Genomic DNA, 13,623 nt, shown 5'->3' on the forward strand with positions numbered 1-13,623 from the left:
ATAATCAATGGGACGTTTGACTACTCACGTTTTAGACGCTGCACATGGTTGCCCGGGCAGCTCGATCAAGGTCGAGTTGTACCGCGTTGAAGGTTCGCAGCTGGAACTGGTGGCCACAGCAGTCACTAACAGCGACGGCCGAGTCGATGCGCCGCTGTTGCAAGGCGATGACTACCGTACCGGGGTCTATCAGGTTCAGTTTCATGCGGGCGATTACTACCGCGCCCGTGGCGTTCAGCTACCGGAACCTGCGTTCCTGGATGTGGTGGTGCTGCGTTTTGGTATCTCTGCGGAACAGGATCACTACCACGTGCCGTTGCTGATTTCGCCGTACAGCTATTCGACCTACAGAGGAAGCTAGGACTTTCCCCCCCAAAAATCCTGCGCATATAGCTTCTTTGGTCTTTCGCCCGCTCACACTGCGGGCTTTTTTTTGCCTGCTGAAAAGGTGTCGCTTGTGCTGACGCCATCGCGAGCAGGCTCACTCCCACATTGGTTTTGTGTTGATCACACATTCCCTGTAGGAGTGAGCCTGCTCGCGATGCTTTTGCTCTTTAGCGGCTCAACAACGACGCAGCACCGGCACCACTGAACAACCCCGCACTCACCCGGTTAAACCAGTTCTGCCCTTTGCCACTGCGCAGATACCGCGCCGCGCCGTGGGCACCCAGCCCATAAGCCAACTTGCACAGCAGGTCCAGCACGGTCCAGGTCACGATCATCACCAGCAACTGCGGCAGGAATGGTTGCTCTGCGCTGAGGAACTGCGGGAGGAAAGCGGCGAAGAACAGAATGTCTTTCGGGTTGCTGGCGCCCAACATAAACGCGCGACCGAACAGTGCGCGAAAGCGTGGCACTGGCGCAGTCTGGGGCACTTCAGCGCCGTGTGAGGGCAGGCGCGATTGCTGCCAGCTCTGCCAGGCCAGGTAGAACAGATACAGCGCACCGACGATCTTCAGGGCACTGAACAGCTGTTCCGATGCCAGCAGCAAGGCGCCCAAACCCAGCGCCGACGCACTGAGCAAGCAGATCGATGCAATCACTCCCCCCAGAAACGCCGGGTAAGAACGACGCAAACCGTAATTCAGACTGTTGCTGATCATCAGCAAAGACAATGGCCCCGGGATCAGGATTACCACCAGCGCAGCGCCGCTGAACAGCAGCCAGGTTTCCAGACTCATCACTTTCCTCCATTTGTACAAAAGCCTCACCCGACGGGGTGAGGCTGTTTTGAAACACTGTTTTTGAAACGTAGACGGCTTACAAGAAAATGAACTTGGCGATGAAGATCGCGCAAAGCACCCACAGGCTGACGGAAATTTCCTTGTGCTTACCGGTGAAAGCCTTCAGCACCACATACGTGATAAAGCCCAGCGCAATGCCATCAGCGACCGAGAAGGTCAGGGGCATCATGATCGCGGTTACGATCGCCGGAATGCTGTCGGTCGCTTCGTCCCATTCGATGTGCGCCATCCCGCCCATCATCAGCATCGCCACATAAATCAGCGCACCGGCAGTTGCGTAAGCGGGGATCATCCCAGCCAGCGGTGCGAAAAACATTGCGGCAATAAATAGCACACCTACGGTCACAGCGGTAAGACCAGTCCGACCACCCGCTGCTACACCAGCGGCACTTTCAACGTAACTGGTAACCGGCGGAACGCCGACCACCGCACCGAATACGCTGGACGCACTGTCGGCTTTCAAGGCGCGGGAGAGGTTTTCGATCTTGCCGTCGGCGTTCACCAGGCCGGCGCGCTGGGCGACGCCCATCAAGGTGCCGGCAGTGTCGAACATGTGCACGAAGAGGAAGGCCAGCACCACGCTGATCATGCTGACGTTGAATACGCCGGCGACGTCCATGGCCATCCAGGTCGGGGCCAGGCTCGGCGGGGCGGACATGATGCCCTCGTAGTGCACCAGGCCCAGGCCCCAACCCGCCAGGGTGACGGTGATGATGCTGATGAGAATCGCGCCGAACACTTTGTGGTAGCTGAGTACAGCGATCATCAGGAAGCAGATGGCGGCCAGCAGCGGGCCAGGTTCGCGCAGGGAGCCGAGCTTGATCAGGGTGGCCGGGCTGTCGACCACGATGCCCGCGGTTTTCAAGCCGATCAGCCCCAGAAACAGTCCCACGCCGGCGCCCATGGCAAAGCGCAAACTCACCGGGATGCTATTGAGCAGCCATTCGCGGATCCGGGAAAAAGTCAGAAACATGAACAACACACCGGAAACAAACACCGCGCCAAGCGCGGTTTCCCAGTTGTAGCCCATGGTGCCGACCACGGTGTAAGTGAAGAAGGCGTTGAGGCCCATGCCCGGCGCGAGGCCGACCGGCCAGTTGGCATAAAGGCCCATCAACAGGCAGCCCAGCGCAGCGGCGATGCAGGTGGCGACGAACGCGGCACCGTGATCGATCCCGGCGTCGGCCATGATGTTGGGGTTGACGAAGATGATGTAGGCCATGGTGATGAAGGTTGTCAGACCGGCAATCAACTCGGTCTTCACCGTGGTGCCATGCAAGCTGAGTTTGAAGATGCGCTCCAGCCAGCCATTGCGTAATGGCGGCGAGAGTTCCAGCGTCGGGGCTTCGGATTTGCGGCTTTCCACAGCGAGTACTCCTCAAGAGTTTTATTGTTATTTCCAGGGCCGGACCCATGAGGGTGGCAGCGACCTTTTGAGGTACTTGCGAATTTGTTGACCGCTTGGTCAGGAACTCGCACGAAGTGGATTATGCTTTTGTATACAAATAAAGCAAATAATGTTTTTGATTTTGTAGACGAAAAGTTTGTTGATCGGGATATATCGGCTATAAACGATCGTTCCCGGTACGGCTGGACGAAGGGCCCAAAAGGCTGGCAGCGGTGCTGCGTCAGGCCCTGGCGGCAAAAGCGGCTTGAGGCTGCTGGTGCGAAGGGTGCAAATACAAATAAACCGGCCAATGGGCCGGTTTATTTTTATCCGAAATCTGTACGGCTTCAGGCGGCGGCAAACCGCTTGTCCAGATAATCGATAATCACCTTGGACTCATACATCCAGGTCGTCTGGCCATTCTCTTCGATGCGCAGGCACGGAACCTTGATCTTGCCGCCCTGTTCCAGCAAGGCTTGGCGATCCTGTTCGTTGTTCTTCGCATCACGCAACGCCACCGGCACGTTCAAGCGGCGCAGGGTGCGGCGGGTTTTCACGCAGAACGGGCAGGCGTGGAACTGATACAGGGTCAGGTCCTTGGCCGCCGTGTTGATCTGAGCCTGAACCTCGGCAGGGCGCTGTTTTTTGCCCGGACGGGTGATGAAGTCGATGAAGATGATCAGTTGGCCGAGGCCGACACGAAGCGCTTTAACGAACACGGGATAAGCCTCACAGGGGGCGAACAGAAGGCGCGCAGCTTACCTGATTTTCGCAGGCGAAAAAAAACCGGCGATGAACGCCGGTTTTCTTGGTGCTGCGAATTACTTGATCAGGCTGAGAAACTCGCTGCGGGTTGCCGCGTTTTCGCGGAACTCACCCAGCATCACCGAGGTGATCATCGACGAATTCTGTTTCTCCACACCGCGCATCATCATGCACATGTGCTTGGCCTCGATCACCACCGCAACGCCCAGGGCGCCGGTGACTTGCTGGACCGCATCGGCGATCTGGCGGCTGAGATTTTCCTGGATCTGCAGGCGGCGGGCGTACATATCGACGATCCGCGCGACTTTCGACAGGCCCAATACCTTGCCGCTCGGGATGTAGGCGACGTGAGCCTTGCCGATAAACGGCAGCAGGTGGTGTTCGCACAACGAGTAGAGCTCGATGTCCTTCACCAGCACCATTTCGCTGTTGTCGGAGCTGAACAAGGCACCGTTGGTGACCTCTTCCAGTGTCTGTTCATAACCGCGGCAGAGGTACTGCATGGCTTTGGCGGCACGTTTTGGCGTGTCGAGCAGGCCCTCGCGGGAGACGTCCTCGCCCAATTGGCCGAGAATCGCGGTGTAATTCTGTTCCAGGGACATGAAACTACCTGTGGGATTTTACGCAAAGGGCAAGGGTACGGTGGCGGACACGACGCTGCAAGCGTGGCGCGACAGGTTTACTCGTCGCGACCTTCCATCATAGTCCGTTTAAGCATCACATAAACCGCTCCGGCGCCGCCGTGTTTCGCTTGGCACGAGGTGAAGCCGAGCACTTGTGAATGTTGGCGCAGCCAGGTGTTGACGTGGCTTTTGATCATTGGCCGCTTGCCGTCCAGACGCACGGCCTTGCCGTGGGTGACACGCACGCAGCGGATTTCGAATTTGGTCGCTTCGGCCAGAAACGCCCAGAGGGTTTCCCGAGCCTTTTCCACGTTCATGCCATGCAGGTCGAGGCTGCCTTCGAACGGGATCTGTCCGATCTTGAGCTTGCGCATCTGGCTTTCCTGAACACCGTCACGCGCCCACATCAGCTCGTCTTCCGGGCCAACATCGATGACGAACTGATCGGACAGCCCGTCTACGGTGGTGGCATCGGTGCGCACGGTGGCGGCCTGACGCAACTTGGCGATTTGTGCGCGGTCAGCTTTGGGTTTGCCGGTTTCGGCGCGATCGTGTTTGATCGGCTTGACGCCTTGGATCGCGCTTTTGAACAGGGAAAAATCGTCGTCTTGCATGTCAGCCTCCGCGAAGGGCGGCCAGTTTACCCAACTCGAGGCGAATGGGGCGCGAGAAAACGCGCAACGCTCGGCTCAGTCGTGCTTTTTCATCAAATGCGGGGAGATGTTCAGCGCTTGCGACTGCCGCGAGCGGCGACGGCAGCGGCGCCACAGCCACACGCCGATGTACAGCACGAACAGGCCAATCGCCAGAATCACTGCCGACCCGACCCGGTTGGTATTCAACTCGCCCAGGGCGGGCGCGTGACCAAGCAGGCTGGCTATGCCTGCCATCGCCAGCAACACACCGCACATCGACAGCAAGGCAGCAAATGCCGCGCCGATTCGAAAACGCCAGTTGCGTTGGCCTTTGGGCCGCAAGCGGCGAGCGTCAAAACCATCGGATAACTTCATTCCGACCTTCCTCAATGGGTATCGGCCCTTCGACCGGGAGTTGACCGGGATGTTCCTGAGGCTAAGACAATTACAGCAAATGATAGGCTTTTGCGGATGAGCGGCGGCATGGACCGCTCATCGAGCGTCGATCAGATCAGTTCATGAGTCAGCGCGAGGGTGGCAAAGTTGTCCGCCATGATCGCCATTTCGGTCTGCTGAATGTGGTCTGCGCTCAATACGCCGCCCTTGTAAGGCAGGTCGCGAGTCGCGCAGGCGTCTTCCACCAGCGTGCAACGAAAGCCCAGGTTCTTCGCGGCGCGCACCGTGGTGCTGACGCTGGAGTGGCTCATGAAACCGCACACGATCAGGTCCAGCGAACCGAGATTCTGCAGGCGTTCCAGCAGTTCGGTGCCGTGGAACGCACTCGGCAGCAATTTACCGATGATGGTTTCGTCGCCCTGTGGTTCCAGGCCCGGGATGAACTCACCGCGCTCACCTTGTGGATCGAACAGCCCGCCGACGGTGCCGAGGTGGCGGACATGGACGATCGGCCGGCCGGCTGCACGGGCAGCGGCCACCAGTTGCTTGATGTTCGCGACGGCAGCATCCATGCCGCTCAAGGCCAACGGGCCGCTGAGGTATTCTTTCTGGGCATCGATGATGACAAGGGTCGCATGGCTCAGAACGGCAGCTGCATAACCGCGGCCGCTGAGTTGAAACATCGTTTTTGGAACGGACATTCTGGGGCTCCTTCGGGTGGGGCTTTTGCGACATTGTCCTCTGGCTGAGCGCTTCTGTGAATCGCTACCATCGTAGGCGCCGTCTTTGCTGGCTCGCAGCCTTGTCAATAGGCCCGTTTTGTTCAATAGCCAGCTGAAAAAATAGAATAGTCCTACATTTGCCCCGGTAGTTTTCCCGCGTCGTCGAGACGCGTTTTGGCTGTTAGAATCGCCAGTCGTTTTTTTTGGAGTTTGCCCCGTGATCACTTCCCGACTTCGTACCCTGCGTGACCATATCCGTTGGGCCGTCAGCCGCTTCCATGGGGAGGATCTGTTTTTCGGCCATGGGACCGACAACGCCTGGGACGAAGCGCGCCAGTTGGTGTTGGGTGCCTTGCACTTGCCGTGGGAAATCGCCGACAGCTACCTCGACTGCAATCTTGAAGAAGACGAGCTGGTCAAGCTGCAACGCATGCTCAAGCGCCGTATCGAAGAACGCATTCCTACCGCCTACCTGTTGGGTGAAGCGTGGTTTTGCGGCATGTCGTTCATTGTCGATGAGCGCGTATTGATCCCGCGTTCGCCGATTGGCGAGCTGATCGAAAAGCGTTTCGAACCGTGGCTGGGCGCCGAACCTGCGCGAATTCTCGACTTGTGCACCGGTTCCGGCTGCATCGGTATCGCCTGTGCCTACGAGTTCCAGAATGCCGAAGTGGTGCTGGCCGATCTGTCGTTCGAAGCGCTGGAGGTGGCCAACCAGAACATCGAGCGCCACGGCGTTGATGAGCGGGTGTACACGGTACAGGGCGATGGCTTTGATGGTTTGCCGGGGCAGCGTTTCGACCTGATCGTGTCGAACCCGCCTTACGTCGATGCGGAAGATTTCGCCGACATGCCGGACGAATACCAGCATGAACCGGAGCTGGGCCTGGCTTGCGGTGATGATGGTTTGAACCTGGTGCGTCGCATGCTCGCCGAAGCGGCGGATCATCTGACGGAGAAAGGTTTGCTGATTGTCGAAGTGGGCAACAGCCAGGTTCACGTCTCGGCGCTGTACCCGGAAGTCGATTTCGCCTGGCTCGATTTCGAGCGCGGTGGGCATGGTGTATTCATGCTGACGGCGGAACAGTGCCGTGATCATCAGGCGCTGTTCGCTTCCCGCGTTTAACCCCGCAATGATCGTTCCCACGCGGTGTGGGAACGATCAGTCAGCGGTGCGTCGCAATCCAGATCAACAACCCCGCCTGAAACACCGCAAACGCCACCAGACAGGTAATGGTAAAGCGCAGCCCGGCGTCTTCGCGCTTGTACTTGCTGACCTTTTCTTCGTGTTTCTTGAGTTTGACTTCCTGCTCGGCCAGATTCTGCTCGGCTTGCTGGAGCATCTGCGCCGCCTCAAGAATTTCCACGACCTGCAATTTTTCCGTGCTCCAGTCACCCAACAGGTCGCCGACCTGCACTTCTTTGACGCTGCCCTTCAAATGCTGGGCGTCGGCGTAGATCACATCAAAACCATGCATCCGCAAAAAGTGATCGCGGCGCAGGCGAGTGTCTTCGTTCAGCGCATCCTTGTTGTTCAGGTCGGTGCCGTCGACGGTGTAGCCGGGCCATCTCTTTTTCGCCCAGGTGATGCCCTGAGCGGCCATGAAACGACCGATGCCACGGTTCATTGGTTCGATCTGCAAACCGCTGTCAGGTCCGAAATGCACGCGCTTGGTGGTGTGATCGACCCACACGTCCAGATGATTCTGTTCCTTGCGCACGCGCTGGCCGGGCAGCGAAATGCTCATGCGCATCAGGCTGTGTTCCTTGTTGTTGCGCTCGGCGTAACCGAACTCAACAAAGCGCAGCGGCCGTCCACCGGTGTTGCGGTCGGTTTTCAATGGCGCCAGACGGAGCATCTTGTGGTGCTCGGCGTGGACGTCCGCCCACGGCAGCTCGACCACTGGTGGTGCGTCTTTTTCGGCAGTGGTGTCGGGTGAAGTCTGGGTATCAGTCATAACGGCGAGATCCTGTCCAAGCTCTGCTTGCCGCCAGTCATAGCGCTGGCGACAAAGGCTTATCGGCCGTTTTTTTCAGGACTGGAGGGTTAGGGGGCGTTCTCAACCAGTTTTCACGCCCCCTGACACCGCTTAACTGGTGCGAAGTCCGTCAATAAACCCGAGGATTCGCGTGCCTAGTTCGGCCGCCAGTGGCAATTGCGGATCTTTGTAAGAGGCCAATTGCCGTTTTACATCGTTGGGCACGATGCGCATGACGTGGTTCATGCCTTCGATCAGCGCCAGTTCGGCGTCCGGTTTGGCGGCCTTCAACAGCCTGGCGTCACCGACGCCGACCTGGATGTCGTTGCTGCCCTGGATAATCAGCGCCGGCATCTTCAACTTGGCGAACGCCGCCGCCGGGTCCTGGCGGAACAATGAAATCAGATACGGCTGCACGCTCGGGCGGAAAATCACCTGCAACTGCGGCGGCACGTTGTCGTCGGTGTGGCCGGCCTTGAGGCTGTCGAGCAGTTCATTGCTGCGCAGCATCAGCGGTGGCGGCAGGCGATTGCTCAATTGCTGGCGCAGCACCTGATCGATCGGCCGGGCGCTGCCGGACATGGAGATGACTGCGGCGGCGTCCAGGCTCGGCGCCGCGAGGCTGGCGATCAAAGCGCCTTCGCTGTGGCCCAGCAGGATCAGTTGGCCAAAGCGCGGGTCGGTTTTGAGCTTCCGGCCCCAGGCCTCGGCGTCGGCCACGTAGGCTTCAACCGAAAGATTGCGTTCATCCGGGGTCGCCGCAAGGCTCGCCGCCACGCCGCGTTTGTCATAACGCACGCTGGCGATGTTGTGTTTGGCCAGTACCCAAGCGAGACGCTTGAGGCTGTCGTTGCGTCCGCCGTCGGGGTTGTTTCCGTCACGATCTGTAGGACCGGAGCCGGAAATGATCAGGACAACCGGTACCGGCGTGTCGGACTTGGGCAGCAACAACGAGCCGAAAAGCTCGCCGGTGCCGGTGTCCAACGTGATCGGGCGTTGCAGGACAGTGGCCTGTACAAAGCCGGTAAAGAGGGTAAGGCTCAAGGCTATAACTCGCAGCATCATCACGCCATCATGAACAAGATGCCGGTTGGACTCGCAGGCACCCATAAGGTTCGAGGATGAACTAGTTGGGTAGCCTGCGTATACTGGCGCGCATTACGTATTTGGTTCGATTTCACGGAGCGTCCTGCATGTCCGGCAATACCTACGGCAAGCTGTTCACTGTCACCACCGCGGGCGAAAGCCATGGTCCGGCGTTGGTCGCCATTGTCGACGGCTGCCCGCCGGGCCTGGAGATCTCTCTGGAGGATCTGCAGCGTGACCTGGATCGCCGCAAACCCGGCACCAGCCGCCATACCACCCAGCGCCAGGAAGCCGACGAAGTCGAAATCCTCTCCGGCGTGTTCGAAGGGCGCACCACCGGTTGCTCCATCGGCCTGTTGATCCGCAACACCGACCAGAAGTCCAAGGATTACTCGGCGATCAAGGATCTGTTCCGTCCGGCCCACGCCGACTACACCTATCACCACAAATACGGCGAGCGCGATTACCGTGGCGGCGGTCGCAGTTCGGCCCGTGAAACGGCCATGCGCGTGGCTGCCGGGGCAATTGCGAAAAAATACCTGGCCACTCAGGGCATCGTTATTCGTGGCTACATGAGCCAGCTCGGCCCGATCGAAATCCCGTTCAAGACCTGGGATTCGGTGGAGGAAAACGCCTTCTTCAGCCCTGATCCGGACAAGGTCCCGGAACTGGAAGCCTATATGGACCAGTTGCGCCGTGACCAGGATTCGGTTGGCGCGAAGATCACTGTCGTCGCCGAAGGCGTCATGCCGGGTCTTGGCGAGCCGATCTTCGACCGTCTCGATGCCGAACTCGCTCACGCGCTGATGAGCATCAACGCGGTCAAAGGCGTGGAAATCGGCGCCGGTTTCGCCAGCGTTGCCCAGCGCGGCACCGAACACCGCGATGAAATGACCCCGCAAGGATTCCTCAGCAACAACGCGGGCGGCATTTTAGGTGGCATTTCGTCGGGTCAGCCGATTGTCGCGCACCTGGCGCTCAAGCCAACCTCGAGCATCACCACGCCGGGTCGTTCCATCGACATCCATGGCAACCCGGTGGAAGTCGTCACCAAGGGTCGCCACGACCCGTGCGTCGGCATCCGCGCCACGCCGATTGCCGAAGCGATGATGGCCATCGTGCTGATGGATCACCTGTTGCGTCACCGTGGGCAGAACCTGGACGTGCGCGTGAGCACGCCGGTGCTGGGTCAGCTTTAATGGCTGACCTTTCAGTCGCTGCGGCCTGATGGCGGTGGCGGCGCTCCCGTACTGGCGGCTCTCCAGTTTCTATTTGTTCTATTTCGCCTTGCTCGGTTCGACAGCGCCGTTTCTGGCGCTGTACTTCGATCACCTGGGCTTTTCCAGCGCGCGCATCGGCGAGCTGGTAGCGATCCCGATGCTGATGCGCTGCGTGGCGCCGAACATCTGGGGCTGGCTCGGTGATTACACCGGCCGACGCCTGGCCATCGTGCGCTTCGGTGCGGTCTGCACGCTACTGACGTTCTCGCTGATCTTCGTCAGCAAGACCTACGCCTGGCTGGCGATGGTCATGGCCTTGCACGCGTTTTTCTGGCACGCGGTGTTGCCGCAGTTCGAAGTCATCACGTTGGCGCACTTGCAGGGCCAGACTAACCGTTACAGTCAGATCCGCCTGTGGGGTTCCATCGGTTTCATCATCACCGTGGTCGCGCTCGGACGGCTGTTCGAAGGGTTGAGCCTGGATATCTATCCGGTGACGCTGGTGCTGATCATGGCCGGGATCGTGGTTAGCAGCCTGTGGGTGCCCAACGCTCAACCCGTCCAGGGTGAGCGGCCGGCGGGGGGCGGTTTTCTCAAGCAGTTGCGCAGTCCTGGGGTGTTGGCGTTTTACGGTTGCGTGGCGCTGATGCAGATGAGCCACGGTCCTTATTACACCTTTTTGACCTTGCACCTGGAGCGACTCGGGTACAGCCGTGGGCTGATCGGCATGCTCTGGGCGGTCGGTGTGGTCGCCGAAGTCTTGATGTTTCTGGCCATGAGCAAGATCCTCGCGCGTTTTTCTGTGCGCCGGGTGCTGCTGGCGAGTTTTCTGCTGGCGGCGTTACGGTGGTTGTTGCTGGGTTCGTTCGCAGAATTTCTTTGGGTGCTGTTGTTCGCTCAGGTGCTGCACGCGGCGACATTCGGCAGCTTTCACGCGGCTGCCATCCAGTTCGTGCAACGTAGCTTCGGTGCGCGCCAACAAGGGCAGGGCCAGGCGTTATACGCCGCACTGGCCGGTACCGGCGGCGCACTGGGCGCGTTGTATTCCGGCTATAGCTGGAATGCCCTCGGCCCCGCATTGACCTTTAGTATTGCCAGCCTCGCAGCCTTCGCGGCAGCCGTTATCATTGCCATACGTATGCAAGAGGACAGGCCATGAGCCTTACCCGTGAGCACCTCGCCCAGGAAATCATCGATGCCGGGCGTTTTCTGTATGGCCGCGGCTGGTCGCCGGCCACCAGCAGCAACTACTCGACGCGCCTGTCGCCGACTGAAGCGCTGCTGACGGTGTCCGGCAAGCACAACGGCCAACTCGGCGTCGACGATGTGCTGGCCACCGATCTGTCCGGCAACAGCCTGGAACCGGGCAAAAAACCGTCCGCCGAAACCCTGCTGCACACCCAGCTCTACAGCTGGCGCCCGGAGATCGGCGCGGTGCTGCATACGCATTCGGTGAACGCCACGGTGCTGTCGCGTCTGACGCCGCAAGACTTCATCGAGTTCGAAGACTACGAACTGCAAAAAGCCTTCAGTGGTGTGTCGACCCACGAATCCCGGGTACGTGTGCCGATTTTCGATAACGACCAGGACATTGCGTGCCTCGCCGCCAAGGTGCAGCCTTGGCTTGAAGCGCATCCCGATTGCGTTGGCTACCTGATCCGCGGCCACGGTCTCTACACCTGGGGCGCGCGCATGAGCGATGCACTGCGGCAGATCGAGGCCTTTGAATTTTTGTTCGAGTGCGAGTTGAAGATGCGCTCACTCTTGAACCATAAAGCATGAACCGTTAAGGAGTTGCCCTGATGAGCAGCCTGTCCGTTTACCACGTCTCAAGCCCTGACTTGCCAAACAAGGTGCTGACGCATTTCGAAGACATCGCCTCGACCCTGGCCGAGCAGGGCGTGCGTTTCGACCGTTGGCAAGCCACGGCGAAAATCCAGCCCGGCGCCAGTCAGGAAGAAGTGATCGCCGCGTATCAGGAGCAAATCGACCAGCTGATGACCGAACGCGGTTACATCACCGTCGACGTCATCAGCCTGAACAGCGATCATCCGCAAAAAGCCGAATTGCGCGCCAAGTTTCTCGACGAACACCGGCATGGCGAAGACGAAGTACGATTTTTCGTCGCCGGCCGTGGCTTGTTCACCCTGCACATCGACGATTACGTCTACGCGGTGCTTTGTGAGAAAAACGACCTGATCTCGGTACCGGCCGGCACCCCGCACTGGTTCGACATGGGCGAGCATCCGCATTTCGTCGCGATCCGTCTGTTCAACAACCCTGAAGGCTGGGTGGCCAATTTCACCGGCGAAGACATCGCCAGTCGCTTCCCGCGTCTTGAGGACTGAGGCGATGCCGATCAAGGCGATTCTCACCGACATCGAAGGCACCACCAGCGCGGTGAGTTTTGTGTTCGACGTGCTGTTTCCCTACGCCGCCAAACATTTGCCGGATTTTGTTCGCCATAACGCCGCGCGTGCGGATGTTGCCGAGCAACTGGACGCGGTTCGCCAGGATACCAACGAGCCGAACGCCGACGTCGAGCGGGTGATCGACATTCTTCTGCACTGGATCGCCGAAGACCGCAAAGCCACGCCGCTGAAAGCGTTGCAAGGTATGGTCTGGGAACAGGGCTATCTGGCCGGAGAGTTGAAAGGCCACGTTTACCCGGACGCCGTTGAAGCGCTCAAACGCTGGCATCAGGACGGCTTCAAACTGTTTGTTTACTCTTCGGGGTCGATTCAGGCGCAAAAGCTGATCTTCGGCTGCTCGGAAGCAGGGGATCTGTCACCACTGTTCAGCGGCTATTTCGACACCACCTCAGGGCCCAAGCGTGAAGCGAAGTCCTACGAGCGCATTACCCAGGCCATTGGCCTGGACGCTTCGCAGATCCTGTTTCTGTCCGACATCGTCGAGGAACTGGACGCGGCGCGTACGGCGAGAATGGCTACGTGCGGGCTGGCCCGAGAGGGCGGGGAATTGGCGGGGCATGTGACGGTGGACAGTTTTGCGCGGATCGATCCTGCGACGTTTTAAACGACAACCGACGCCATAAACAACTCAGGCCGTGAAGCGAAAGCTCTCACGGCCTGTTTGTTTACAGCATTGGAACGGTTTATACCGAGTGATACGTCGGCAGGGCAAACCGCTGCTGGCTTTGCAGCATGGAAATCTGCGGCAGTTCGCTGGCCTGTTCGGCGATGTCACGGCGAATGGCACTGATCACCCAGGACAACTGATCACCGGCATGTAATTGCTGGTACGAAATCGAACGTTTGAAGACTTTGCCGTCGGTGCTGCTCAAGGTCAGCAGAATGCCGCCGTCCGGACGTGGCTGGGTGTTCACTTCGAAGTTGGAGAATAGGGACGAAAATTTTTCTTGGATCAGGTTCATGGCTATCAGCTCCGTTAGCTCTTGAATGGCAAGCATGCAGAGGTAGTTGCAGTGATTGTGCCAGCATCTTATTTTTTAAAAGTCCTTATATATCAATTGGTTATTGTTTCAGTGCTTTTGCACTTTCGTGCAATCTGCATGAATGGCCATCGTGCATCCTGCATTTTGCGTG

Annotated in this window: 17 protein-coding genes; 7 read left to right on the forward strand and 10 right to left on the reverse strand. The window is 58.9% G+C overall.

The genetic code is table 11. The features are described 5' to 3' along the window. Window positions 1-7 precede the first annotated feature (7 nt). A complete protein-coding gene (gene uraH, locus ACA056_RS09920; protein ID WP_102671806.1) occupies window positions 8-361 on the forward strand; it encodes a hydroxyisourate hydrolase in 354 nt (117 codons plus the stop codon). Window positions 362-554: 193 nt separating this feature from the next. Here the strand turns inward: uraH and ACA056_RS09925 are convergent, their stop codons facing one another. The 7 genes from ACA056_RS09925 to ACA056_RS09955 form a co-directional block, all read right to left on the reverse strand. Then, window positions 555-1,181: a LysE family translocator gene (locus tag ACA056_RS09925; RefSeq protein ID WP_497272327.1), complete on the reverse strand. Its 627-nt coding sequence runs from the start codon at window positions 1,179-1,181 to the stop codon at window positions 555-557. Between the two features lie 79 nt (window positions 1,182-1,260). Further along, window positions 1,261-2,610, reverse strand: coding sequence for an NCS2 family permease (locus tag ACA056_RS09930; RefSeq protein WP_497272329.1), 1,350 nt, complete (start codon window positions 2,608-2,610; stop codon window positions 1,261-1,263). 368 nt (window positions 2,611-2,978) lie between these two features. Then, window positions 2,979-3,350 (reverse strand): glutathione S-transferase N-terminal domain-containing protein, encoded by a 372-nt coding sequence (locus ACA056_RS09935; protein ID WP_056740381.1) that lies wholly within the window; start codon window positions 3,348-3,350, stop codon window positions 2,979-2,981. A gap of 102 nt (window positions 3,351-3,452) precedes the next feature. Continuing rightward, window positions 3,453-3,998 carry a GTP cyclohydrolase I FolE gene (gene folE, locus ACA056_RS09940; RefSeq protein WP_003204506.1) on the reverse strand — a complete coding sequence of 182 codons (546 nt, stop codon included), beginning with the start codon at window positions 3,996-3,998 and terminating at the stop codon, window positions 3,453-3,455. Between the two features lie 77 nt (window positions 3,999-4,075). After that, on the reverse strand, window positions 4,076-4,633 hold the full coding sequence (locus ACA056_RS09945) for a Smr/MutS family protein (protein ID WP_056740389.1): 558 nt from the start codon (window positions 4,631-4,633) through the stop codon (window positions 4,076-4,078). Between the two features lie 75 nt (window positions 4,634-4,708). Beyond that, window positions 4,709-5,029: a hypothetical protein gene (locus ACA056_RS09950; protein WP_497272332.1), complete on the reverse strand. Its 321-nt coding sequence runs from the start codon at window positions 5,027-5,029 to the stop codon at window positions 4,709-4,711. A 131-nt stretch (window positions 5,030-5,160) separates the two neighbouring features. Then, window positions 5,161-5,751, reverse strand: coding sequence for a cysteine hydrolase family protein (locus ACA056_RS09955; RefSeq protein ID WP_497272334.1), 591 nt, complete (start codon window positions 5,749-5,751; stop codon window positions 5,161-5,163). 238 nt (window positions 5,752-5,989) lie between these two features. Between ACA056_RS09955 and prmB the strand changes: the two genes are divergently transcribed. Further along, window positions 5,990-6,898, forward strand: coding sequence for a 50S ribosomal protein L3 N(5)-glutamine methyltransferase (gene prmB, locus ACA056_RS09960; RefSeq protein ID WP_123366254.1), 909 nt, complete (start codon window positions 5,990-5,992; stop codon window positions 6,896-6,898). 40 nt (window positions 6,899-6,938) lie between these two features. Here prmB and ACA056_RS09965 read toward each other — a convergent pair whose 3' ends face one another. Both ACA056_RS09965 and ACA056_RS09970 read right to left on the reverse strand, forming a co-directional pair. Beyond that, window positions 6,939-7,730: a hypothetical protein gene (locus ACA056_RS09965; RefSeq protein ID WP_497272336.1), complete on the reverse strand. Its 792-nt coding sequence runs from the start codon at window positions 7,728-7,730 to the stop codon at window positions 6,939-6,941. 132 nt (window positions 7,731-7,862) lie between these two features. Further along, on the reverse strand, window positions 7,863-8,861 hold the full coding sequence (locus ACA056_RS09970; RefSeq protein ID WP_497272338.1) for an alpha/beta hydrolase: 999 nt from the start codon (window positions 8,859-8,861) through the stop codon (window positions 7,863-7,865). Window positions 8,862-8,944: 83 nt separating this feature from the next. Between ACA056_RS09970 and aroC the strand changes: the two genes are divergently transcribed. Genes aroC through mtnC form a run of 5 tightly spaced genes read left to right on the forward strand, consistent with a single transcriptional unit; the run spans window position 8,945 to window position 13,093 of the window. Next, window positions 8,945-10,036: a chorismate synthase gene (gene aroC / locus ACA056_RS09975; protein ID WP_008146116.1), complete on the forward strand. Its 1,092-nt coding sequence runs from the start codon at window positions 8,945-8,947 to the stop codon at window positions 10,034-10,036. A gap of 28 nt (window positions 10,037-10,064) precedes the next feature. After that, window positions 10,065-11,216, forward strand: coding sequence for an MFS transporter (locus ACA056_RS09980; RefSeq protein WP_497272341.1), 1,152 nt, complete (start codon window positions 10,065-10,067; stop codon window positions 11,214-11,216). After that, the gene (locus tag ACA056_RS09985) at window positions 11,213-11,839 is read left to right on the forward strand and encodes a methylthioribulose 1-phosphate dehydratase (protein WP_497272343.1); all 627 of its coding nucleotides are present in this window, start codon (window positions 11,213-11,215) and stop codon (window positions 11,837-11,839) included. Before ACA056_RS09980 ends, ACA056_RS09985 begins: the two co-directional genes overlap by 4 nt. Before the next feature lie 20 nt (window positions 11,840-11,859). Continuing rightward, a complete protein-coding gene (locus ACA056_RS09990; protein ID WP_201188364.1) occupies window positions 11,860-12,405 on the forward strand; it encodes a 1,2-dihydroxy-3-keto-5-methylthiopentene dioxygenase in 546 nt (181 codons plus the stop codon). A 4-nt stretch (window positions 12,406-12,409) separates the two neighbouring features. Further along, a complete protein-coding gene (mtnC, locus tag ACA056_RS09995; RefSeq protein ID WP_497272345.1) occupies window positions 12,410-13,093 on the forward strand; it encodes an acireductone synthase in 684 nt (227 codons plus the stop codon). 79 nt (window positions 13,094-13,172) lie between these two features. Here mtnC and ACA056_RS10000 read toward each other — a convergent pair whose 3' ends face one another. Next, window positions 13,173-13,451 (reverse strand): DUF3509 domain-containing protein, encoded by a 279-nt coding sequence (locus tag ACA056_RS10000; RefSeq protein ID WP_497272347.1) that lies wholly within the window; start codon window positions 13,449-13,451, stop codon window positions 13,173-13,175. Between the last annotated feature and the right edge of the window lie 172 nt (window positions 13,452-13,623).

This window comes from Pseudomonas sp. LBUM1666 (assembly GCF_059695775.1).

What these genes read in the sequence shown, in the direction of transcription:
- uraH (WP_102671806.1), top strand. Translation starts at nt 8, where the DNA reads ATGGGACGTTTGACTACTCACGTTTTAGACGCTGCACATGGTTGCCCG.
- ACA056_RS09925 (WP_497272327.1), bottom strand. Translation starts at nt 1,181, where the DNA reads ATGAGTCTGGAAACCTGGCTGCTGTTCAGCGGCGCTGCGCTGGTGGTA.
- folE (WP_003204506.1), bottom strand. Translation starts at nt 3,998, where the DNA reads ATGTCCCTGGAACAGAATTACACCGCGATTCTCGGCCAATTGGGCGAG.
- ACA056_RS09945 (WP_056740389.1), bottom strand. Translation starts at nt 4,633, where the DNA reads ATGCAAGACGACGATTTTTCCCTGTTCAAAAGCGCGATCCAAGGCGTC.
- ACA056_RS09950 (WP_497272332.1), bottom strand. Translation starts at nt 5,029, where the DNA reads ATGAAGTTATCCGATGGTTTTGACGCTCGCCGCTTGCGGCCCAAAGGC.
- ACA056_RS09955 (WP_497272334.1), bottom strand. Translation starts at nt 5,751, where the DNA reads ATGTCCGTTCCAAAAACGATGTTTCAACTCAGCGGCCGCGGTTATGCA.
- ACA056_RS09965 (WP_497272336.1), bottom strand. Translation starts at nt 7,730, where the DNA reads ATGACTGATACCCAGACTTCACCCGACACCACTGCCGAAAAAGACGCA.
- ACA056_RS09970 (WP_497272338.1), bottom strand. Translation starts at nt 8,861, where the DNA reads ATGGGTGCCTGCGAGTCCAACCGGCATCTTGTTCATGATGGCGTGATG.
- aroC (WP_008146116.1), top strand. Translation starts at nt 8,945, where the DNA reads ATGTCCGGCAATACCTACGGCAAGCTGTTCACTGTCACCACCGCGGGC.
- ACA056_RS09980 (WP_497272341.1), top strand. Translation starts at nt 10,065, where the DNA reads ATGGCGGTGGCGGCGCTCCCGTACTGGCGGCTCTCCAGTTTCTATTTG.
- ACA056_RS09985 (WP_497272343.1), top strand. Translation starts at nt 11,213, where the DNA reads ATGAGCCTTACCCGTGAGCACCTCGCCCAGGAAATCATCGATGCCGGG.
- ACA056_RS09990 (WP_201188364.1), top strand. Translation starts at nt 11,860, where the DNA reads ATGAGCAGCCTGTCCGTTTACCACGTCTCAAGCCCTGACTTGCCAAAC.
- mtnC (WP_497272345.1), top strand. Translation starts at nt 12,410, where the DNA reads ATGCCGATCAAGGCGATTCTCACCGACATCGAAGGCACCACCAGCGCG.
- ACA056_RS10000 (WP_497272347.1), bottom strand. Translation starts at nt 13,451, where the DNA reads ATGAACCTGATCCAAGAAAAATTTTCGTCCCTATTCTCCAACTTCGAA.